The sequence below is a fragment of the Streptomyces sp. NPDC086787 genome (genome assembly GCF_044745865.1).
Taxonomy (GTDB): Bacteria; Actinomycetota; Actinomycetes; order Streptomycetales; family Streptomycetaceae; genus Streptomyces.
The window spans coordinates 217,793-233,045 of the sequence record NZ_JBIVBC010000008.1 but is presented as its reverse complement, the minus strand read 5'-3'; the positions used below and the strand labels follow the sequence as shown (position 1 = coordinate 233,045).

At 71.8% G+C, this 15,253-nt stretch carries 16 protein-coding genes; 9 read left to right on the top strand and 7 right to left on the bottom strand.

What is annotated here, in order from left to right; translation table 11 throughout:
• Nucleotides 1–48: 48 nt before the first annotated feature.
• Entirely contained in the window at nt 49–1,002 is a 954-nt protein-coding gene (locus ACIPK3_RS21175) for a hypothetical protein (protein WP_402571763.1), read from the top strand.
• A 97-nt stretch (nt 1,003–1,099) separates the two neighbouring features.
• Here the strand turns inward: ACIPK3_RS21175 and ACIPK3_RS21170 are convergent, their stop codons facing one another.
• Complete coding sequence (locus tag ACIPK3_RS21170; protein ID WP_402571761.1) at nt 1,100–1,858, bottom strand: BTAD domain-containing putative transcriptional regulator; 759 nt, start codon at nt 1,856–1,858, stop codon at nt 1,100–1,102.
• A 250-nt stretch (nt 1,859–2,108) separates the two neighbouring features.
• Here ACIPK3_RS21170 and ACIPK3_RS21165 point away from each other — a divergent pair, with 250 nt between their 5' ends.
• Nucleotides 2,109–5,384: an AfsR/SARP family transcriptional regulator gene (locus ACIPK3_RS21165; protein WP_402571759.1), complete on the top strand. Its 3,276-nt coding sequence runs from the start codon at nt 2,109–2,111 to the stop codon at nt 5,382–5,384.
• Between the two features lie 76 nt (nt 5,385–5,460).
• Nucleotides 5,461–5,631 (top strand): hypothetical protein, encoded by a 171-nt coding sequence (locus ACIPK3_RS21160; RefSeq protein WP_402571757.1) that lies wholly within the window; start codon nt 5,461–5,463, stop codon nt 5,629–5,631.
• 36 nt (nt 5,632–5,667) lie between these two features.
• On the opposite strand, the gene ACIPK3_RS21155 is transcribed toward ACIPK3_RS21160, so the two are convergent.
• The 3 genes from ACIPK3_RS21155 to mca all read right to left on the bottom strand — a co-directional run bounded on the left by ACIPK3_RS21155 (nt 5,668) and on the right by mca (nt 7,790).
• Entirely contained in the window at nt 5,668–6,423 is a 756-nt protein-coding gene (locus tag ACIPK3_RS21155) for a type 1 glutamine amidotransferase domain-containing protein (RefSeq protein WP_402571755.1), read from the bottom strand.
• Between the two features lie 289 nt (nt 6,424–6,712).
• A complete protein-coding gene (locus ACIPK3_RS21150) occupies nt 6,713–6,937 on the bottom strand; it encodes a hypothetical protein (protein ID WP_402571753.1) in 225 nt (74 codons plus the stop codon).
• Nucleotides 6,930–7,790 carry a mycothiol conjugate amidase Mca gene (mca, locus tag ACIPK3_RS21145; RefSeq protein ID WP_402571880.1) on the bottom strand — a complete coding sequence of 287 codons (861 nt, stop codon included), beginning with the start codon at nt 7,788–7,790 and terminating at the stop codon, nt 6,930–6,932. The genes ACIPK3_RS21150 and mca overlap by 8 nt, the downstream gene beginning before the upstream one ends.
• A gap of 125 nt (nt 7,791–7,915) precedes the next feature.
• Here mca and ACIPK3_RS21140 point away from each other — a divergent pair, with 125 nt between their 5' ends.
• Both ACIPK3_RS21140 and greA read left to right on the top strand, forming a co-directional pair.
• Nucleotides 7,916–8,314: a DUF4307 domain-containing protein gene (locus ACIPK3_RS21140; RefSeq protein WP_402571751.1), complete on the top strand. Its 399-nt coding sequence runs from the start codon at nt 7,916–7,918 to the stop codon at nt 8,312–8,314.
• 167 nt (nt 8,315–8,481) lie between these two features.
• A complete protein-coding gene (gene greA / locus ACIPK3_RS21135) occupies nt 8,482–8,982 on the top strand; it encodes a transcription elongation factor GreA (RefSeq protein WP_402571750.1) in 501 nt (166 codons plus the stop codon).
• Nucleotides 8,983–9,085: 103 nt separating this feature from the next.
• Here greA and ilvA read toward each other — a convergent pair whose 3' ends face one another.
• Nucleotides 9,086–10,315: a threonine ammonia-lyase gene (gene ilvA, locus ACIPK3_RS21130; protein ID WP_402571748.1), complete on the bottom strand. Its 1,230-nt coding sequence runs from the start codon at nt 10,313–10,315 to the stop codon at nt 9,086–9,088.
• 170 nt (nt 10,316–10,485) lie between these two features.
• Here ilvA and ACIPK3_RS21125 point away from each other — a divergent pair, with 170 nt between their 5' ends.
• From ACIPK3_RS21125 to ACIPK3_RS21115, 3 genes are read left to right on the top strand one after another with little or no spacing between them, the layout of a single operon-like run.
• Nucleotides 10,486–10,992, top strand: a complete 507-nt coding sequence (locus ACIPK3_RS21125; RefSeq protein WP_402571878.1) for a MarR family winged helix-turn-helix transcriptional regulator — start codon at nt 10,486–10,488, stop codon at nt 10,990–10,992.
• Between the two features lie 24 nt (nt 10,993–11,016).
• Nucleotides 11,017–11,481, top strand: a complete 465-nt coding sequence (locus ACIPK3_RS21120; protein ID WP_402571746.1) for a sigma factor-like helix-turn-helix DNA-binding protein — start codon at nt 11,017–11,019, stop codon at nt 11,479–11,481.
• Nucleotides 11,478–11,726 (top strand): hypothetical protein, encoded by a 249-nt coding sequence (locus ACIPK3_RS21115; RefSeq protein ID WP_402571744.1) that lies wholly within the window; start codon nt 11,478–11,480, stop codon nt 11,724–11,726. Before ACIPK3_RS21120 ends, ACIPK3_RS21115 begins: the two co-directional genes overlap by 4 nt.
• A 16-nt stretch (nt 11,727–11,742) precedes the next feature.
• Here the strand turns inward: ACIPK3_RS21115 and ACIPK3_RS21110 are convergent, their stop codons facing one another.
• Entirely contained in the window at nt 11,743–12,897 is a 1,155-nt protein-coding gene (locus tag ACIPK3_RS21110; RefSeq protein ID WP_402571743.1) for a cystathionine gamma-synthase, read from the bottom strand.
• Between the two features lie 108 nt (nt 12,898–13,005).
• Here ACIPK3_RS21110 and ACIPK3_RS21105 point away from each other — a divergent pair, with 108 nt between their 5' ends.
• Nucleotides 13,006–14,124, top strand: coding sequence for a hypothetical protein (locus tag ACIPK3_RS21105; protein ID WP_402571741.1), 1,119 nt, complete (start codon nt 13,006–13,008; stop codon nt 14,122–14,124).
• Between the two features lie 74 nt (nt 14,125–14,198).
• Here ACIPK3_RS21105 and ACIPK3_RS21100 read toward each other — a convergent pair whose 3' ends face one another.
• Nucleotides 14,199–15,239 carry an NAD(P)-dependent alcohol dehydrogenase gene (locus ACIPK3_RS21100; RefSeq protein WP_402571739.1) on the bottom strand — a complete coding sequence of 347 codons (1,041 nt, stop codon included), beginning with the start codon at nt 15,237–15,239 and terminating at the stop codon, nt 14,199–14,201.
• Nucleotides 15,240–15,253: the final 14 nt, after the last annotated feature.

Genomic DNA, 15,253 nt, shown 5'->3' with positions numbered 1-15,253 from the left:
CCCGTGGGGCGGGTCCGCAAAGTCCCTTGCACGAGAGGGGAACCTCCCATGAGCGTCGAGGACGCCCATATCCAGCACACCGACTACGAGGCGCTGTTCCGGAGCTGGCGGGCGCGGGCCGGGGAAGACCCGGTCGCGGCCACCGGCCTGCCGCACGCGTTCACATACGGCGATGCCACGGCACTGGGCGCCCAGGGCTGCCAGGTGACCACGATCCTGGCGACCGCGCTGCCCCTGGCCACCGGCGACCGAGCACTGCGCGAAGCCGCCGCGGTCGTCGCCGACGGGACCGTCGCACCACCGCGCCTGGCGGGTGCCGCGGCCCTGCTGGCGGCCACCGAGGCGGCCGCCCTCCTCGGCAGCCGGGCGATCCACGGCCTGACCGCCGAACTGAGCGTCGTCTCAGCCGTCACCGCGGGCCTCGCCACCACCCTCGTCACATCGGCCCTGGCAGAACTGGGATCCGCCGAGCGTACGGAACCGAGCGCCGCCGCCGGGCTGCTCACCGCCCAGTTCCCCAGACTGGTGCGGGGCTTCGCGGCCGGGACGACCGACAGCACCGGGCTCGCGGAGGCGGCGGACATCGGCGGGCCACCCGGCGCCGTGGACATCCACGCTCTGGCGGGCAGTTCACGCCGGGGATGCAGCCTGGTCCAGCAGCTGCCCGCACTGCTCGGCCGCCTGGAGCGGGACGGCGCCCCGAGCTCCGTCATCGGCCCGGCGAAGGAACTCGTCACCGCCGCCGACCAGCTCCACTGGCGGCTCGCGGAGGCCGCACCCGCGGACGGCGAGCTGGTGCGCGGCTACCAACTGGTCTACGCGGGCGCGGCGAGCCTCACGCTGTGGCCCCGGACCGGCGAGGTGTGGGTACGCGCCGCGCTGAACGAGGTGCTGGCCCGCCTTCTGGACTCCGAGCCGGCCGCGGACGCACGGGCACGTCTCCTCGCCGAACTCCTCGACCGCCACCGCGGCGGCCACCCGCTGACACCCTTCGGGGCCTGAGGGGCACGGGCGCGCACGCCCGGGACAGGCCCTGCGCCAGTCGGCGGAGGGCCTGTCCCGGGCGGGGCTGCGGGCGGGGCCGGGTGGGCCGGGCAGCTCAGGAGGCGAGCCGGTGCCGCAGCGCGGCATCGCCGGAGAGCACCGCCTGGTGCGTACGGCTCAGCAGCCGCCCCGGCTCCACCCCCATGTGTTCGGCCAGCAACCGGCGCCCGTCGACATAGGTCGTCAGCGCCTCCGACTGCCGGTCCGACCGGTACAGCGCCGTCATCAACTGCGCCCGGAACCGCTCCCGCAGGGGATGCTGGGCGACGAGGGCGGTCAGGTCCGCCACCAGACGGCGGTGCTGCCCCAGGCAGAGCCCCGCCTCGATGAGAGCCTCCTCCGCCTCCAGGCGCCGTTCCTCCAGCTGCGGCCGCTCGGTCGCCGCCAACTGCTCGCTCGCGTCCGCCAGAGCCTCACCGCGCCACTGCGCGAGCGCCGCCCGCAGATCGCGGGCCGCCCCGCCGAAGTCGCCTGCCCGCAGCGCTCGATGCCCCTCACCGGAGAGCTGCCGGAAGCGGCTCAGATCGGAACCGACCGATCCGGCGTCCAGCTGGTAGCCGGACCGGATGCGCACCAGGGCGACGGCTCCGTCCAGGTTGCGGCGGATGCGCGAGGCGTAGGTGTGCAGTTGGGCCGTGGCCGTGGTCGGCGGACGGTCCTCCCACAGCAGGCGGCTGAGCCGGGCGTCCGGCACCACCTTGCCGCCGGCCAGCAGAAGCGCGGCCAGCACCGTGCGCTGCTTGCTGCCCCCGAGAGCGTTGTCCGTGCGGCCTTCGGTGACGACTCTGACGGGCCCGAGAATGCGGATCTCCATGGGCGTTTTCCCCTCGTACTCCGGGACACTCCACCTGGACCGTCCTCCGGGGAGCCCGGCGCCCCCGGCACCCCCGCGCAACCTAGGGAACCGCCGCATCACATACCTATCGCGCCGGTATCCCGTCAGCCTCTCCGGAAAACCTCCACAGCTCTTCCACTGGAACCTCCGTTGGGTACCATGATCCGCTGGAGCGGCCGCCGCCGCTCGGAAGCATGAGGCGCTGCATCGGGGGGCGGTTCAGGTGCCCTTGTCATTCGACGTTCTCGGGCCTCTACGCGTCAGCGCGGCCGGGCTGCCCGTCGCCGTCCGGGGTTCGCGCCAGCGCACCATCCTGTCCGTATTGCTGCTGCACGCGAACCGGATCGTGTCGGTCGACAAGCTCGTCGAGGCCGTCTGGCAGGGCAGTCCGCCCGCCACCGCCCGTACCCAGATCGCCATCTGCATCGCCGCGCTGCGCAAGGCGTTCAAGGCGGAGGGGGAGGCGGACGAGGTCATCCGCACCGCCCACCCCGGCTACCGGCTCTCGACCGACGGGCACCGTCTGGACCTGCTGGACTTCGAGGCCCTCACCACCCGCGCCGCGGAAGAGGCACGGACGGGAAACACCGCCGACGCCGCCGACGGCTACCGGCGCGCGCTCGGCCTCTGGCAGGGCCCCGTGCTGCCGGGCGTGCACGGGCGCGAGGTCGAGGACGCCGCCGCCCGTCTGGAGGAGCGGCGGCGGCTGGTCTACGACGAGTTCGCGCTGCTCCAGCTGGAACTGGGCAAGCACCAGGAACTCATCCCCCAACTCACGGCGCTGGTCAGGGAGCACCCGCTGCGCGAGCACTCGCGCCGCGCTCTCATGCTGGCGCAGTACCGGGCCGGGCTGCGAGCGGAAGCCCTGGAGACCTTCCGCGAGGGGCGCCGCCACTCCATCGACGAGCTGGGCCTGGAACCCGGACCGGCACTGCACGAGCTGCACCAGGCGATCCTCAACGACGACGTTCCCGGTGCCCTGCCAACCGCCCCGGCCCAGGCCTCGGCCGGGCCTCGGGCACCAGCCGTGCCCGGGCCGGGTGTGCCCGCGTCCCGGTCACCGGCGAAGGACTCCCTCCAGTACGCCGCACCCCGGCACACCGGGTCCGCCGCGCCCTCCGTTCCCGCACCCCGTGAGCCCGTCCCGCACCAGCTCCCGGCTGGGCCGCTCCCCGGAGCCGCCCAGCAGCGAGGACTCGTCCCGCCGCCCTCCGACCTGCCGCCCAACGTCCCGTCCTTCATCGGCAGGGACGGCGAACTGGCCCGGCTCGACCTGGAACTCACCCCGCGCGCCGACGACGAGCCTCCCGCGATGGCACTCATCACCGGCATCGCGGGCATCGGCAAGACCGGCCTGGCGGTGCACTGGGCGCACCGCGCCGCCCGGCTCTTCCCCGACGGCCGCCTCTACGTGGACCTATGCGGCCACGACCCCGACCACTCGCCGACCGCGCCGAGTGACGTCCTGAGCCGGTTCCTGCGCCGCCTCGGCGTCCCCGGGGAACAGATCCCGGCCGACATGGAGGACCGGGTCTCGCTCTACCGCAGTCTGCTGTCGGGGCGCCGGCTGTTGCTGCTGCTGGACAACGTGCTGTCCTACGCCCAGATCCAGCCCCTGCTCCCGGCCACCGGTGGCTGCACCGTCGTGGTCACCGGCCGGGAACCGCTCGAACAGCTCACCCTCCGGCACGGCGCGCTGCGCCTCCAGCTCGACGTGCTGAACCAGGAGGAGGCAACCGATCTGCTCTCCCGGATGGTCGGCGACGAACGGCTGACCATCGAGCCGGCCCAGTCCCTGCGGCTGGCCGAACTCTGCGACGGGCTTCCCCTGGCACTGCGGATCTCCGCGGCCCGGCTGGCCTCGCGCCCCCACTGGTCGGTGCGGCAGCTCGTCAGCCGACTGACCGACGAGAGTCGCCGACTGGACGAACTGAGCAGCGGTGAGGCCCGGGTCAGGGCGAGTTTCGCGCTGAGCTACCGGCACCTGCCCGGCGACGCGGCGACCCTGTACCGAAGACTCGGGCTGCTGGAGGTGCCGCACTTCGCCGCATGGGTCGCGGCGGCACTCATGGACTGCGACGCCTACGAGGCCGAACGGCTCCTGGAGGTGCTGGTCGACGCACAGCTGCTGACCGTCGTCGGTCAGGACGTCACCGGCCGGATGCGTTTCCGCTTCCACGACCTGCTGCGTCTGTTCGCCCGGGAACTGGCCCAGCGGGAGCCGGACCAGGCGGCACAGACCACGGCCCTCGACCGGGCCCTGGCCGGCTGGCTCACCATCGCGGAGGTGGCCCACCGGCGCGAGTACGGCGGCGACTTCTCGCTGATCCACGGGCGCACCCCGCGTCCCCCCATGGACCCGGACCTCCTGGACGAGCTGATCACCGAGCCGCTGGAGTGGTTCGAGGCCGAACGGCTCTCGATCCTCGCCGTGATCGAACACGCCTCCCGGCTCGCCGGGGAGCGGCGAGCCGCCCAACCGGCCTCCAGCGTTCCGGAAACCTCCGCCGCTCCGGCACGGGAACCGGGGCTGGAGGAACTGGCCTGGGATCTGGCGCTCTCGATCGGCGTGCTGTGCGAGACCCACCACTACCCCGACGACTGGCGGGCCGGCTGCGATCACGCGCTGGCCGCGACCCGGGCCTGCGGCAACCGCCGGGGTGAGGCCGCGATGCTCTCCGAGATCGGCTCGCTGCTGGTGCAGCAGGTGCGTATGGAGGAGGCCGAGAGCTACCTCCGCCCGGCGCTGGAACTGTTCGAGGAGACCGGCGAGAGGCACGGCTGGGCCCTGGCGAACGCCAGGATGGCGACGATCGACCGGCACTGGAACCGCCCGCAGCAGGCCGAACGACGGCTGCGGTCCTCGTGCGTGGTCCTCCACGAGTGCGGCGACGTCTCGGCGGAGGCGCACGCGCTCAACAACCTGGCCCAGCTCGCCCTGGACCGGGACGAGTTGGCGGCCGGACTGGAGCTGAGCGAGCGGGCGGTGGCGATCGCCCGCGGCGTCGGCGAGAACCGCGGCACGGCCCAGGCGGTACACCGTCTCGCGCGCGTCTACCTGGCGGCCGGCCGCTGGCGGCAGGCAGAGGCGGCACTCCAGGAAGTCCTGCGCATCGTCCGGGCCAAGCACGACCTCCTGGGCATCGCCTACGCGTTGCTGGGACTGGGCGAAGCCCATCTCGGTGCCGACGAACCCGTTCGCGCGGCACGAGAGCTGGAGGACGGACTCGCCCCGCTCGAAGCCCTCGGCAGCCCCCTGGTCGAGGGCCGTATCCGGCTGGCGCTGAGCGAGGCGTACGGTCGCACCGGGCGCCCCGACGAGGCCCACGCGATGGGCCTTCAGGCGCGTTCCGCGTTCGAACGCGCGGACTCGCCGTCCTGGATCCGGCGAGCCGACTCCGTCCTGGCGTCCCTGCCCACGCGGCCCGACCCGGCACCCGACCTGCCAGGACACGGCCCGGCCGCCGTCGCCGCCCCGCCGGTCCGAGGGTTGCCGCAGCGATAAGGAATCGAAATCAGCCCTTCCTATAGTCAGCGGTGTTCGGACTGCCAGTCCCTCATGTGCTCAGAAAGGGCCCCCGATGTTCCGCGCCGTCACCCTGGCCACCGCCCGTGCCGCCCTCCTCGCCCTCGCCGCCCTCCTGCTCGCCGCGCCCCTCGTCACGCATACCTCCGCCGACGCGCCGGCCGCCGCCGCGACCGGACACCGGGCGACGCCGCACAGCCAGGACTGGAGCACGGTGAGGGACTGAACGGGTCCGTGCCCCACAGGGGCGCCGGGACGGTTGTCAGGTAAGGGCGGCCTTCTCCAGCATGGTGAGGAACCGTGTCGCGAAGAGGTGGGCGTCGCCGGGCCAGCGGGCCGAGAGGTAGTTGCCGTCCTCGACGACGAAGGCCGGGCGGTGGTCGGTTGCGGTGTCCCGTCGTGACAGCGTGCGCGGGCCGCGCCGGAAGTCGGCGGGCGAGGCGAGGGCGGCGGTGATCTCGTCCTCGACGTAGGCCGGGTAGGTGCGGTAGTAGCGGCCGAGGCGCCAGGCCGTCAGCAGATAGGCGGATCGCTCCAGGTACTTGGGCAGACAGGTGGTGCGGCGCCCGTGAAGCACGCTGCGGCCGGTGGCCGGGTCCTGTGCGCGGGCGAGGACCAGCGGTCCGTGGCAGATCGCCGCGACCGGCCGGCCCAGCTGCCAGAATTCGGCGACCTTCAGTTGTAGTGCCGCCGATCCCAGGTACTGCCGCATTCCGCGGGCGTGGCCCCCGGCCAGCAGCAGACCGTCGTAGTCGGCGGCCACGAGATCCTGCCAGGCCACAGCACCGCGAAAGCGCGGGTCGGCCACCATACGGCGGTACAACCGCTTGGGCTCCGGCTCGGCGCCGAGCCTGCCGAAGAGGACCCCGTCCAGCAGTTTCGGGTCGGCGGCGGGGGTGACTCCCCGGCGCTCCGTCGCGATGACCACCTCATGGCCGGCCTCGGTGAGCGTCTGCCAGGGAACGGCCACCTCGGTGACGTCGAAGTCGAGGTCGGGCAGGGGCATCAGTATCCGCATGGGGACATCGTGTGCGGACGGGCCAGGCTGATCAACCCCCTTGCCCAGCAGGGCTCGTGGCGCTCAGGGGGTGGTGCAGAAGGTGGGGGCGACCGGGCTGTACGACATCACTGCTGACGCGGTGGATGCCGGCTCCCCGTCCCTGACCGGAGGGCGGTCGCGGGAGTCGGGGCCCTGAATGGCCCTTTCAGGACATGTCGGACTCACACCCCTGACGTCGCCTCGTCCTCCGCGTGGGTGGGCATCGCGGGCGGCGACGTCAGGGGCGGTCGCGCCGGGAGCGGTCGCGTCAGGGCTTCCGGTCGGCCGCGGCGGCGTCCGCCGGGTCCGGGGTCTGCTCGAAGTCGACCTTCCGCATGTGCTTGTTCATGGACTTCATCAGCCCCCACACGGCCAGGGCCATCACCGCGAAGACGATGAAGCCGAGGACGCCGGGGGTGACCTTGTTCTCGTCGACCTCCTTGGCGAGGGGGACGAGGTGTGTCAGTGCCAGGCTCGCGCTCATGTCAGGCATTGTCGCGGATGCCCGCGAAGAGGTCGTCCTCGGGGAGGGAAGTGTCGACGAGGGACTTCGCCAGCTCGTACTCCTCGGTGGGCCAGACCTGCTTCTGGAGCTCCATGGGCACCCTGAACCAGCCCCCGTCGGGGTCGATCTGCGTGGCGTGGGCGATCAGCGCCTTGTCACGGATCTCGTAAAAGTCGGCGCACGGGACGTGGGTGGTGAGCGTGCGCTCGGCGCGCTGGAACTCGTCCCAGCGCTTGAGCCACTCGCCGTACGGCGACTCCATGCCGCGCTCCAGCATCGCGTTGTGCAGCGCCTCCGTGCGCGGACGGTTGAAGCCCTGGTTGTAGTAGAGCTTCAGCGGCTGGTAGGCGGTGCCGAACTCGGATTCCGGGTACTTCTCGGTGTCCGACGCGCCCTCGAACGCCACCATGGAGATCTTGTGGGTCATGATGTGGTCGGGGTGCGGGTAGCCGCCGTTCTCGTCATAGGTGGTGATCACCTGGGGACGGAAGGAGCGGATCTGCCGCACCAGCTCGCCGGCCGCCTTGTCGATGTCCTCCAGCGCGAAACAGCCCTCCGGCAGCGGGGGCAGCGGGTCGCCCTCGGGCAGGCCCGAGTCGACGAAGCCGAGCCACTCCTGCTTGACGCCGAGGATCTCCCGGGCCTCGTCCATCTCCTTCTTGCGCACCTCGTGGATGTGCTCCTCGATGTACGTGTCGCCCTGCAGCTTCGGGTTGAGGATGGAGCCGCGCTCACCGCCCGTGCAGGTCACGACCAGCACGTCCACCCCCTCGGACACGTACTTCGCCATCGTCGCCGCGCCCTTGCTCGACTCGTCGTCGGGGTGCGCGTGAACGGCCATCAGTCGCAGCTGGTCAGTCAAGACTCATATCCTCGTCAGTCGGCGCCCCGTGGCTTCGGTGGCGATCGGCGGCTTCTATAGTGACCGAATCGCGGGGCGAATAATTCCGGGGCCGGAGGACGATCATGAGTACGGCGAGCACGCGGCTGCCCGAGGGGCGCTACGGCCGTTCCTCGGACGAGCACGCGGACCGCAGGCTCAAGGCCGCCGGGGCCGTCCTCGGCGCGGGCCTGCTGGTGCTGGTCGGGTATCTCGGCTACCACTACGTCGGGCAGAACGAGATCAGCGCCCAGGTGATCACCTTCAAGGCGTCCGCCGACGCGGTCGACGTGCATCTGGAGGTCCACAAGGACGCCGGTGCGGGCGGCTACTGCACCGTGCGCTCCCAGGGCGAGGACGGCTCGGAGGTGGGCCGCGCGGACTTCCGCTTCTCCGGACCGGCCACGCGCATCGACAAGGTCGTCACGCTCCGCACGACGGCCAAGGGGACGACGGCCGAGCTGCTCGGCTGCCACGCCGACTGACGCGCTCCCCGGGCACCATCTCTGACCTGCGTTGACGTAATTCTGATGGCTTATGTCCTCCCCCTTCGGCCGTTGAATTGTTAGGCTCGTGGTTTCGCCCATCCGTGAAGGAACATTCTTCTGGGTAGGGCGATGCTTTGTATTCCCAGTACCTACGAGGAGCACCTGTGACCCAGACCAGCGAGAACGTCACCTGGCTGACCCAGGAGGCGTACAACCAGCTGAAGGCCGAGCTGGAGTACCTGTCTGGTCCTGCGCGCACGGACATCGCCGCCAAGATCGCGGCCGCGCGCGAGGAGGGCGACCTGCGCGAGAACGGCGGGTACCACGCGGCCAAGGAGGAGCAGGGCAAGCAGGAGCTCCGAGTACGCCAGCTGACCCAGCTCCTGGAGAACGCCAAGGTCGGCGAGGCCCCGGCGTCCACGGACGGCGCGGTGGCGCCCGGCATGGTGGTGACGATCGCCTTCGACGGCGACGAGGACGACACCCTGACGTTCCTGCTCGCCTCACGCGAGTACGCGAGCTCGGACATCGAGACCTACTCCCCGCAGTCCCCGCTGGGTTCCGGCGTGATCGGCCACAAGGTCGGCGAGGACGCGGAGTACGAGCTGCCCAACGGCAAGAAGGCCTCGGTGCGGATCCTGAAGGCCGAGCCGTACTCGGGCTGATCCGCCGACGTCTCCCCGACGCGCCCCCGGCAGTCACGTGATCGCGTGACACCGGGGGCTCTGTCGTCCCGGCCTGTCGTCCCGGCCTCCTGCGCGGGGCCGGTCAGTCGAGCACCGTGTAGCCCGCCTCTCGCAGGGCGTGCCCGAGCTCGGTGCAGTGCGCCGGGCCCCTCGTCTCCAGGTGGAGCTCCACCTCGACCTCCGTGAGCCCGAGGCGCGGGTCGGTCCGTACATGGCTCACGTCGAGGACGTTGGCGTCGGCCGCCGACAGCACCCCGAGCAGCGTCGCGAGGGCGCCCGGCCGGTCCGTCAGCCGCAGCCGTACGGCCAGGTAGCGGCCCTGGGCGGTCATACCGTGCCGGAGGACCCGCTGGAGCAGCACCGGGTCGACATTGCCACCGGAGAGCACCGCGACCACCGGCCCGGGGAGCGGACCCGGGTCGCCCAGCAGTGCGGCGACCGGGCTGGCGCCGGCCGGCTCGACGACGAGCTTGGCCCGCTCCAGGCAGAGCAGCAGCGCCGCCGACAGCTGGTCCTCGGTGACCGTGCGGACCTCGTCGAGCAGTTCCCGGACGATCCCGAAGGGCACCACGCCGGGCCGGCCCACCTTGATGCCGTCGGCCATCGTCGTCGGGTTGGCTAGCGTGACCGGGCGCCCGGCGTCCAGTGAGGGCGGGTAGGCGGCGGCGCCCGCCGCCTGCACGCCGACGATCCGCACATCGGGCCTGAGCGCCTTCACGGCGACCGCGATACCGGCCGCGAGCCCTCCGCCGCCGATACCCACGAGGATCGTGCCGACCTCCGGGCACTGCTCGAGGATCTCCAGGCCGACCGTGCCCTGGCCGGCGATGATGTCGGGGTGGTCGAAGGGGTGGATGAAGACCGCGCCGGTGTGCTCCGCGTACTCCTGGGCGGCGGCCAGCGTCTCGTCGACCACCTGGCCGTGCAGGCGCACCTGTGCGCCGTAGTCGCGGGTGGCGCTGACCTTCGGCAGCGGGGCGCCCTTGGGCATGAAGACGGTGGCGCGCACCCCGAGCAGCGCGGAGGCGAGTGCCACGCCCTGCGCGTGGTTGCCGGCGCTCGCCGCGACGACGCCGGCGGCGCGTTCCTCGGGCAGCAGGCCGGCGATCCGGATGTACGCGCCCCGGAGCTTGAACGAACCGGTCCGCTGGAGGTTCTCGCACTTGAAGTGGACCGGTGCGCCGACCAGCTGCGACAGATGCCTGCTGCTCTCCATCGCGGTCACCCGCGCCACACCCATGAGCATCTTCTGGGCGCCGCGTACGTCGTCGAGAGTGACGGACCGCAGAGAGTGGGCCGTGCTGTAGCTCATGACTCAAGTCTCGCAGTTCGCCGTCGCACACAGTCGGGGTGACCAACCATCGAGACCGGTTCGCGCAGCGCCGGTACGGTCTGCGCCCGGGCCGCGTACCCTGTCCCCCAACCCAAGCAACCCCGCATCCATCATGAAGCGAGCCTCCGGCCATGCCCACAACACCCGAAATGTCGATGGACATGACAATCGTTGGTGACAGCGGTCTCCTCGACACGCTCCAGCACGAGGTGGCGGTATTCGCCCGCCGTGCCGAACAGACCCGGCTCGGCGGTGTAGGACAGGTGCGCAACACCATGGACCGCGCCGCGTATCTGCTGCTCAACCGCCTCGACAACGAGGGGCCGATGGGCGTCAAGGCACTCGCCGCGAGCATGGGGATCGACTCGTCGACGGTGACCCGGCAGGTGGCTCCGCTGGTCGACACCGGGCTCGTCAAGCGGACCTCGCACCCCGAGGACGGCCGGGCGGTGGTGCTCCAGCTGTCCCCGCGCGGGCTGTCCCGGCTGGCGGAAGTACGCTCGTCCAGGCGGCAGTTGATGGCCGAGCTGACGGCAGACTGGGCACCGCGGGAGCGCGAGGAGTTCTGCGCGCTCCTTTCCCGGTTCAACACCGCGCTCTCCGCCCGTATGGCGGTTCAGGGCGTGCCCACGCCGGAAACCCCGCCGGCCTCCTGAGCCCGACCCACAGCGGGAGGCGCGGTGCGAGAACCGCAGGCGTCCGGCGAAGCCCGCCGGGCCAGGGAGTTCGAGGCGTTCGTCGCCGGCGCGGCGGGCCGGCTGCTGCACACCGCCACCCTGCTCACGGCGGAGGCGGCGGACGACAACCCACGCGCGCGGAGGCTGCTGACCCATGCCCTCGCCCACACGTACGCGCGCTGGGACCGGCTGCGCGGCGAGGACCCGTACGACCTCGCCCGCCAGTACCTCGCCACACGCTTCGCGCGCGAGGCGTGGCACCGGTACGGCGGCCTCGGGCGCGCCCGACCGCATCCGGCCGGCGCTCTGGCCGCCCTCACCCCCAGGGAACGCCTGATCCTCGTTCTGCGGTTGTACGAGGGGGTCGCCGAGGAGCAGGCGGCGGCGCTGCTCGGCCTACCGGAGGAACGGGTCCGGGTGATCTGCGAGCGCGCGGCCCACGCCCTGACCCCTGCGGGGTTCGGATGAACCGGGCCGAGCGCGAGGCGGCCGTACGGCGGATCCTTGAGCAGGTTCCGCCGGCGGTACCCCCCGACCTGTATCCGGAGGCCGTGCGCCGCGGAGGCCGCATACTGCGGCACCGGACCACCGCGCGCCGACTGATGTGGCTGCTGCTGTGCGCCGCGGCCGTGGCCTTCACGGTGTGGGCCGCGACGGCCCACCCCTGGGTGGAGCCGCCTTCCCAGACGACTCCACCACTGACCCACTGGTAGCTCCGGACAGCGGCGGCTAGCCCAGCGCCTGCTGGAGGTCCGCCAGGAGGTCGTCGACGTTCTCGATGCCCACCGACAGACGGACGAGGTCGGCGGGGACCTCCAGGGCGGAACCGGCCGCGGAGGCGTGCGTCATCCGGCCCGGGTGCTCGATCAGGGACTCGACGCCGCCGAGGGACTCACCGAGCGTGAAGACCTGGGCGCGGTCGCACACCGCCACGGCCGCCTCCTCGCCGCCCTCGACCTGGAAGGAGACCATGCCGCCGAACGCCTTCATCTGCTTGGCGGCGACCTCGTGCCCGGCGTGCTCCGGCAGACCCGGGTACAGCACACGCGTCACGCGCGGGTGCCGGGTGAGCATGTCGGCGATCTTCGTGGCGTTCTCGCTGTGCCGGTCCATGCGCACCGCGAGGGTCTTGGTGCCGCGCAGCACCAGCCAGGAGTCGAAGGGGCCGGCGACCGCGCCCATCGCGTTCTGGTGGTAGACGAGCTCCTCGCCCAGGGCCTGGTCGGACACGATCAGCGCGCCGCCGACCACGTCCGAGTGGCCGCCCATGTACTTGGTCAGGGAGTGCACGACGACGTCCGCGCCGAGCGAGAGCGGCTGCTGGAGATAGGGCGTCGCGAAGGTGTTGTCGACGACGAGCCGGGCGCCCGCGTCATGGGCGACCTGGGCCACGGCGGCGATGTCGGTGATGCCGAGCAGCGGGTTGGACGGGGTCTCCACCCAGACGGCCTTGGTCCTCGGGGTGATGGCGTCCCGTACGGCCACCGGGTCGCTGGTGTCGGCGACGGACCACTCCACACCCCACCGGGACACCACCTTGGCGAACAGACGGAACGTGCCGCCGTACGCGTCGTTCGGGATGACCACGTGGTCGCCGGGGCTGAGCAGCGTACGCAGCAGGGTGTCCTCGGCCGCCAGTCCCGACGCGAACGCGAGACCGCGGCTGCCGCCCTCCAGGGCGGCGAGGTTCTCTTCGAGGGCGGTCCTGGTCGGGTTGGCGCTGCGGCTGTACTCGTAGCCGCCGCGCAGACCTCCCACGCCGTCCTGCTTGTAGGTGGACACCTGGTAGATCGGCGGGACGACCGCGCCCGTGAGGGGGTCGGCGGTGTTGCCCGCGTGGATCGCAAGGGTCTCGAAGTGCTGACTGATATGCCTGTCGCTCATGGGCACCGAGCGTAATGCGCCCGGAGGTGTGGTGGTGTACCGGAGAGTTGTCCACAGGCGGGGCGGGCACGTTGGCCATTTGTCGGCGGTGTCTGGTTCGCTTGAGCCATGGCAATTCTCTGGATCCTGATGGCGCTGCTCCTGATCAGCTTCGCCCTGCTCCCGTACCTGCGGCGCAGGCGCGGAATGATCGAGCAGGTCTCGCCCAACCACCCGGACGCGGCGGACCCGGCCGCCTACGGCTTCGCGCGCGAGGAGGAGCTGGACGTCCGGATGCCCGGCCCCGACCAGGATCTGCTGGATGTCCTCGACCTGGTGCAGCGCACCCAGGACTACCGGGCGGCGGCCCAGCTGCTGGCCGGCACCGAGGCGGAGGGCGAGCTGCGCTGGCAGCGGGTGCAGGCCTTCGCGGGCGCGGCCGCGCTGGAGCTCCAGCGGCGGCCCGGCGGGGTCAGCGAGACCCCGGGCGGGCAGTGGCTGCGGGTGTGGCGGGCCGAGCAGCCCAAGGACGCGGGCGGCGCCGCCGTGCACGCCGAGTTCCTGGTGCAGCAGGCGTGGCGCACGTCGACGCCGGGCACGGACGAGTTCCGGATCATCATGGAGGAGGCCCGGGACGCCTGCGCGCAGGCCGCGCTGCTCGCTCCCGGCGACCCGGTCCCGTACATCGTCGAACTGTCGGCGGCCCGTGGACTGGCCTGTCCGCGACCGGAGTTCGAGCAGCTCTGGCTGAAGATCCTGGACCGGGCCCCCGCCCACATGGGCGCCCATCTGGCGGCCCTGCCCTACTGGAGCGAGAAGTGGCACGGCTCGCGCGAGCTGGCCTACTCCTTCAGCGAGGCCGCCGCTGCGCGCGCGCAGCGGGGCTCCCTGCTCGCCGCACTGCCCCTCTTCGCGGTCTTCGACCATCTTCCCGAGGTGAACCTGGTCAGCGGTTTCTACCGCAGCGAGGTGGTGACCCGGGCGGTGCACGGCGCGCTGCACGCGGTGCACTCGGCCCGCCCCGACGATCCGATGTCGGCGCACGTGCGCCATCTGCTGGTCTTCTTCCTGGTGCGCTCCGAGCGCTGGGCGGAGGCCATGGACCAGTTGATACACGTCGACGGTCATGTGGGCGCCCTGCCCTGGACCCTGTCGGCCGACCCGGCCGCGGAGTTCGCCGTCTACCGCGCCCTGGCGGTCGCGGGCTACGAGGCGAACGGCGGCAGCCCGGCGACCCTGCACAGCTGACCCGGGCCGGAGGGGGAGGGTCCGGGCGACGGGCCCTGGCCGGGCCCGGTCGCCGCGGGTCGGATCGCCGCGGGTCAGATCGTCGCGGCGTCGATCACGAAGCGGTAGCGGACGTCGCTCGCCGTGACGCGCTCGTAGGCCTCGTTGATCTGGTCGGCGCCGATCAGTTCGATCTCGGCGCCCAGCTGGTGCTCGGCGCAGAAGTCGAGCATCTCCTGGGTCTCCTGGATGCCGCCGATGCCGGAGCTGCTCAGGGTGCGGCGGTTGCCGAAGACCGAGGAGAGCAGGACGTGCACCGGCTCCTCCGGGATGCCCACGTTGACCAGGGCGCCGTCGGTGCGCAGCAGCGAGAGGTAGGCGTCGAAGTCGAGGGGCGCGGAGACCGTGTTGAGGATGATGTCGAAGGTGCCCTTGAGGTCCTCGAAGGTCTTCGGGTCGCTGGTGGCGTAGTAGTGGTCGGCGCCCAGCCGCAGGCCGTCGTCCTTCTTGCGCAGGGACTGCGAGAGGACCGTGACCTCCGCGCCGAGCGCGTGCGCGATCTTGACGCCCATGTGACCGAGACCGCCGAGACCCACCACGGCGACCTTCTTGCCGGGGCCGGCGTTCCAGTGGTGCAGCGGGGAGTAGGTGGTGATGCCGGCGCACAGCAGGGGTGCGGCCACGTCCAGGGAGAGGCCGTCGGGGATCCGGACGACGTAGTTCTCGTCGACGACGATGTTCTCGGAGTAGCCGCCGTAGGTGGGTTCGCCGTCCTTGCCGACGGCGTTGTAGGTCCAGATCGGCATCTTCACGCAGTACTGCTCAAGGCCGGCCTTGCAGTTGTCGCACTCGCGGCAGGAGTCGACCATGCAGCCGACGCCGACGCGGTCGCCGACCCGGTACTTGGTGACGCCCGGGCCGACCTCGGTGACGATGCCCGCGATCTCGTGGCCGGGCACCATCGGGAAGATCGCCGTGCCCCAGCCCTCGCGGGCCTGGTGGATGTCGGAGTGGCAGATGCCGGCGAACTTGATGTCGATCAGTACGTCGAACTCGCCGACCGGACGCCGCTCGATCGTGGTCCGCTCCAGCGGGGCCTTCGCGGTGAGCGCGGCATACGCGGCAACAGTGGTCATGGCGGTGCTCCTAG

Bases quoted from the DNA above. Each gene is read 5' to 3' on its own strand.
- ACIPK3_RS21175 (WP_402571763.1), top strand. From the start codon at position 49: ATGAGCGTCGAGGACGCCCATATCCAGCACACCGACTACGAGGCGCTG.
- ACIPK3_RS21170 (WP_402571761.1), bottom strand. From the start codon at position 1,858: ATGGAGATCCGCATTCTCGGGCCCGTCAGAGTCGTCACCGAAGGCCGC.
- ACIPK3_RS21160 (WP_402571757.1), top strand. From the start codon at position 5,461: ATGTTCCGCGCCGTCACCCTGGCCACCGCCCGTGCCGCCCTCCTCGCC.
- ACIPK3_RS21155 (WP_402571755.1), bottom strand. From the start codon at position 6,423: ATGCGGATACTGATGCCCCTGCCCGACCTCGACTTCGACGTCACCGAG.
- ACIPK3_RS21150 (WP_402571753.1), bottom strand. From the start codon at position 6,937: ATGCCTGACATGAGCGCGAGCCTGGCACTGACACACCTCGTCCCCCTC.
- mca (WP_402571880.1), bottom strand. From the start codon at position 7,790: ATGGCCGTTCACGCGCACCCCGACGACGAGTCGAGCAAGGGCGCGGCG.
- ACIPK3_RS21140 (WP_402571751.1), top strand. From the start codon at position 7,916: ATGAGTACGGCGAGCACGCGGCTGCCCGAGGGGCGCTACGGCCGTTCC.
- ilvA (WP_402571748.1), bottom strand. From the start codon at position 10,315: ATGAGCTACAGCACGGCCCACTCTCTGCGGTCCGTCACTCTCGACGAC.
- ACIPK3_RS21125 (WP_402571878.1), top strand. From the start codon at position 10,486: ATGTCGATGGACATGACAATCGTTGGTGACAGCGGTCTCCTCGACACG.
- ACIPK3_RS21115 (WP_402571744.1), top strand. From the start codon at position 11,478: ATGAACCGGGCCGAGCGCGAGGCGGCCGTACGGCGGATCCTTGAGCAG.
- ACIPK3_RS21110 (WP_402571743.1), bottom strand. From the start codon at position 12,897: ATGAGCGACAGGCATATCAGTCAGCACTTCGAGACCCTTGCGATCCAC.
- ACIPK3_RS21105 (WP_402571741.1), top strand. From the start codon at position 13,006: ATGGCAATTCTCTGGATCCTGATGGCGCTGCTCCTGATCAGCTTCGCC.
- ACIPK3_RS21100 (WP_402571739.1), bottom strand. From the start codon at position 15,239: ATGACCACTGTTGCCGCGTATGCCGCGCTCACCGCGAAGGCCCCGCTG.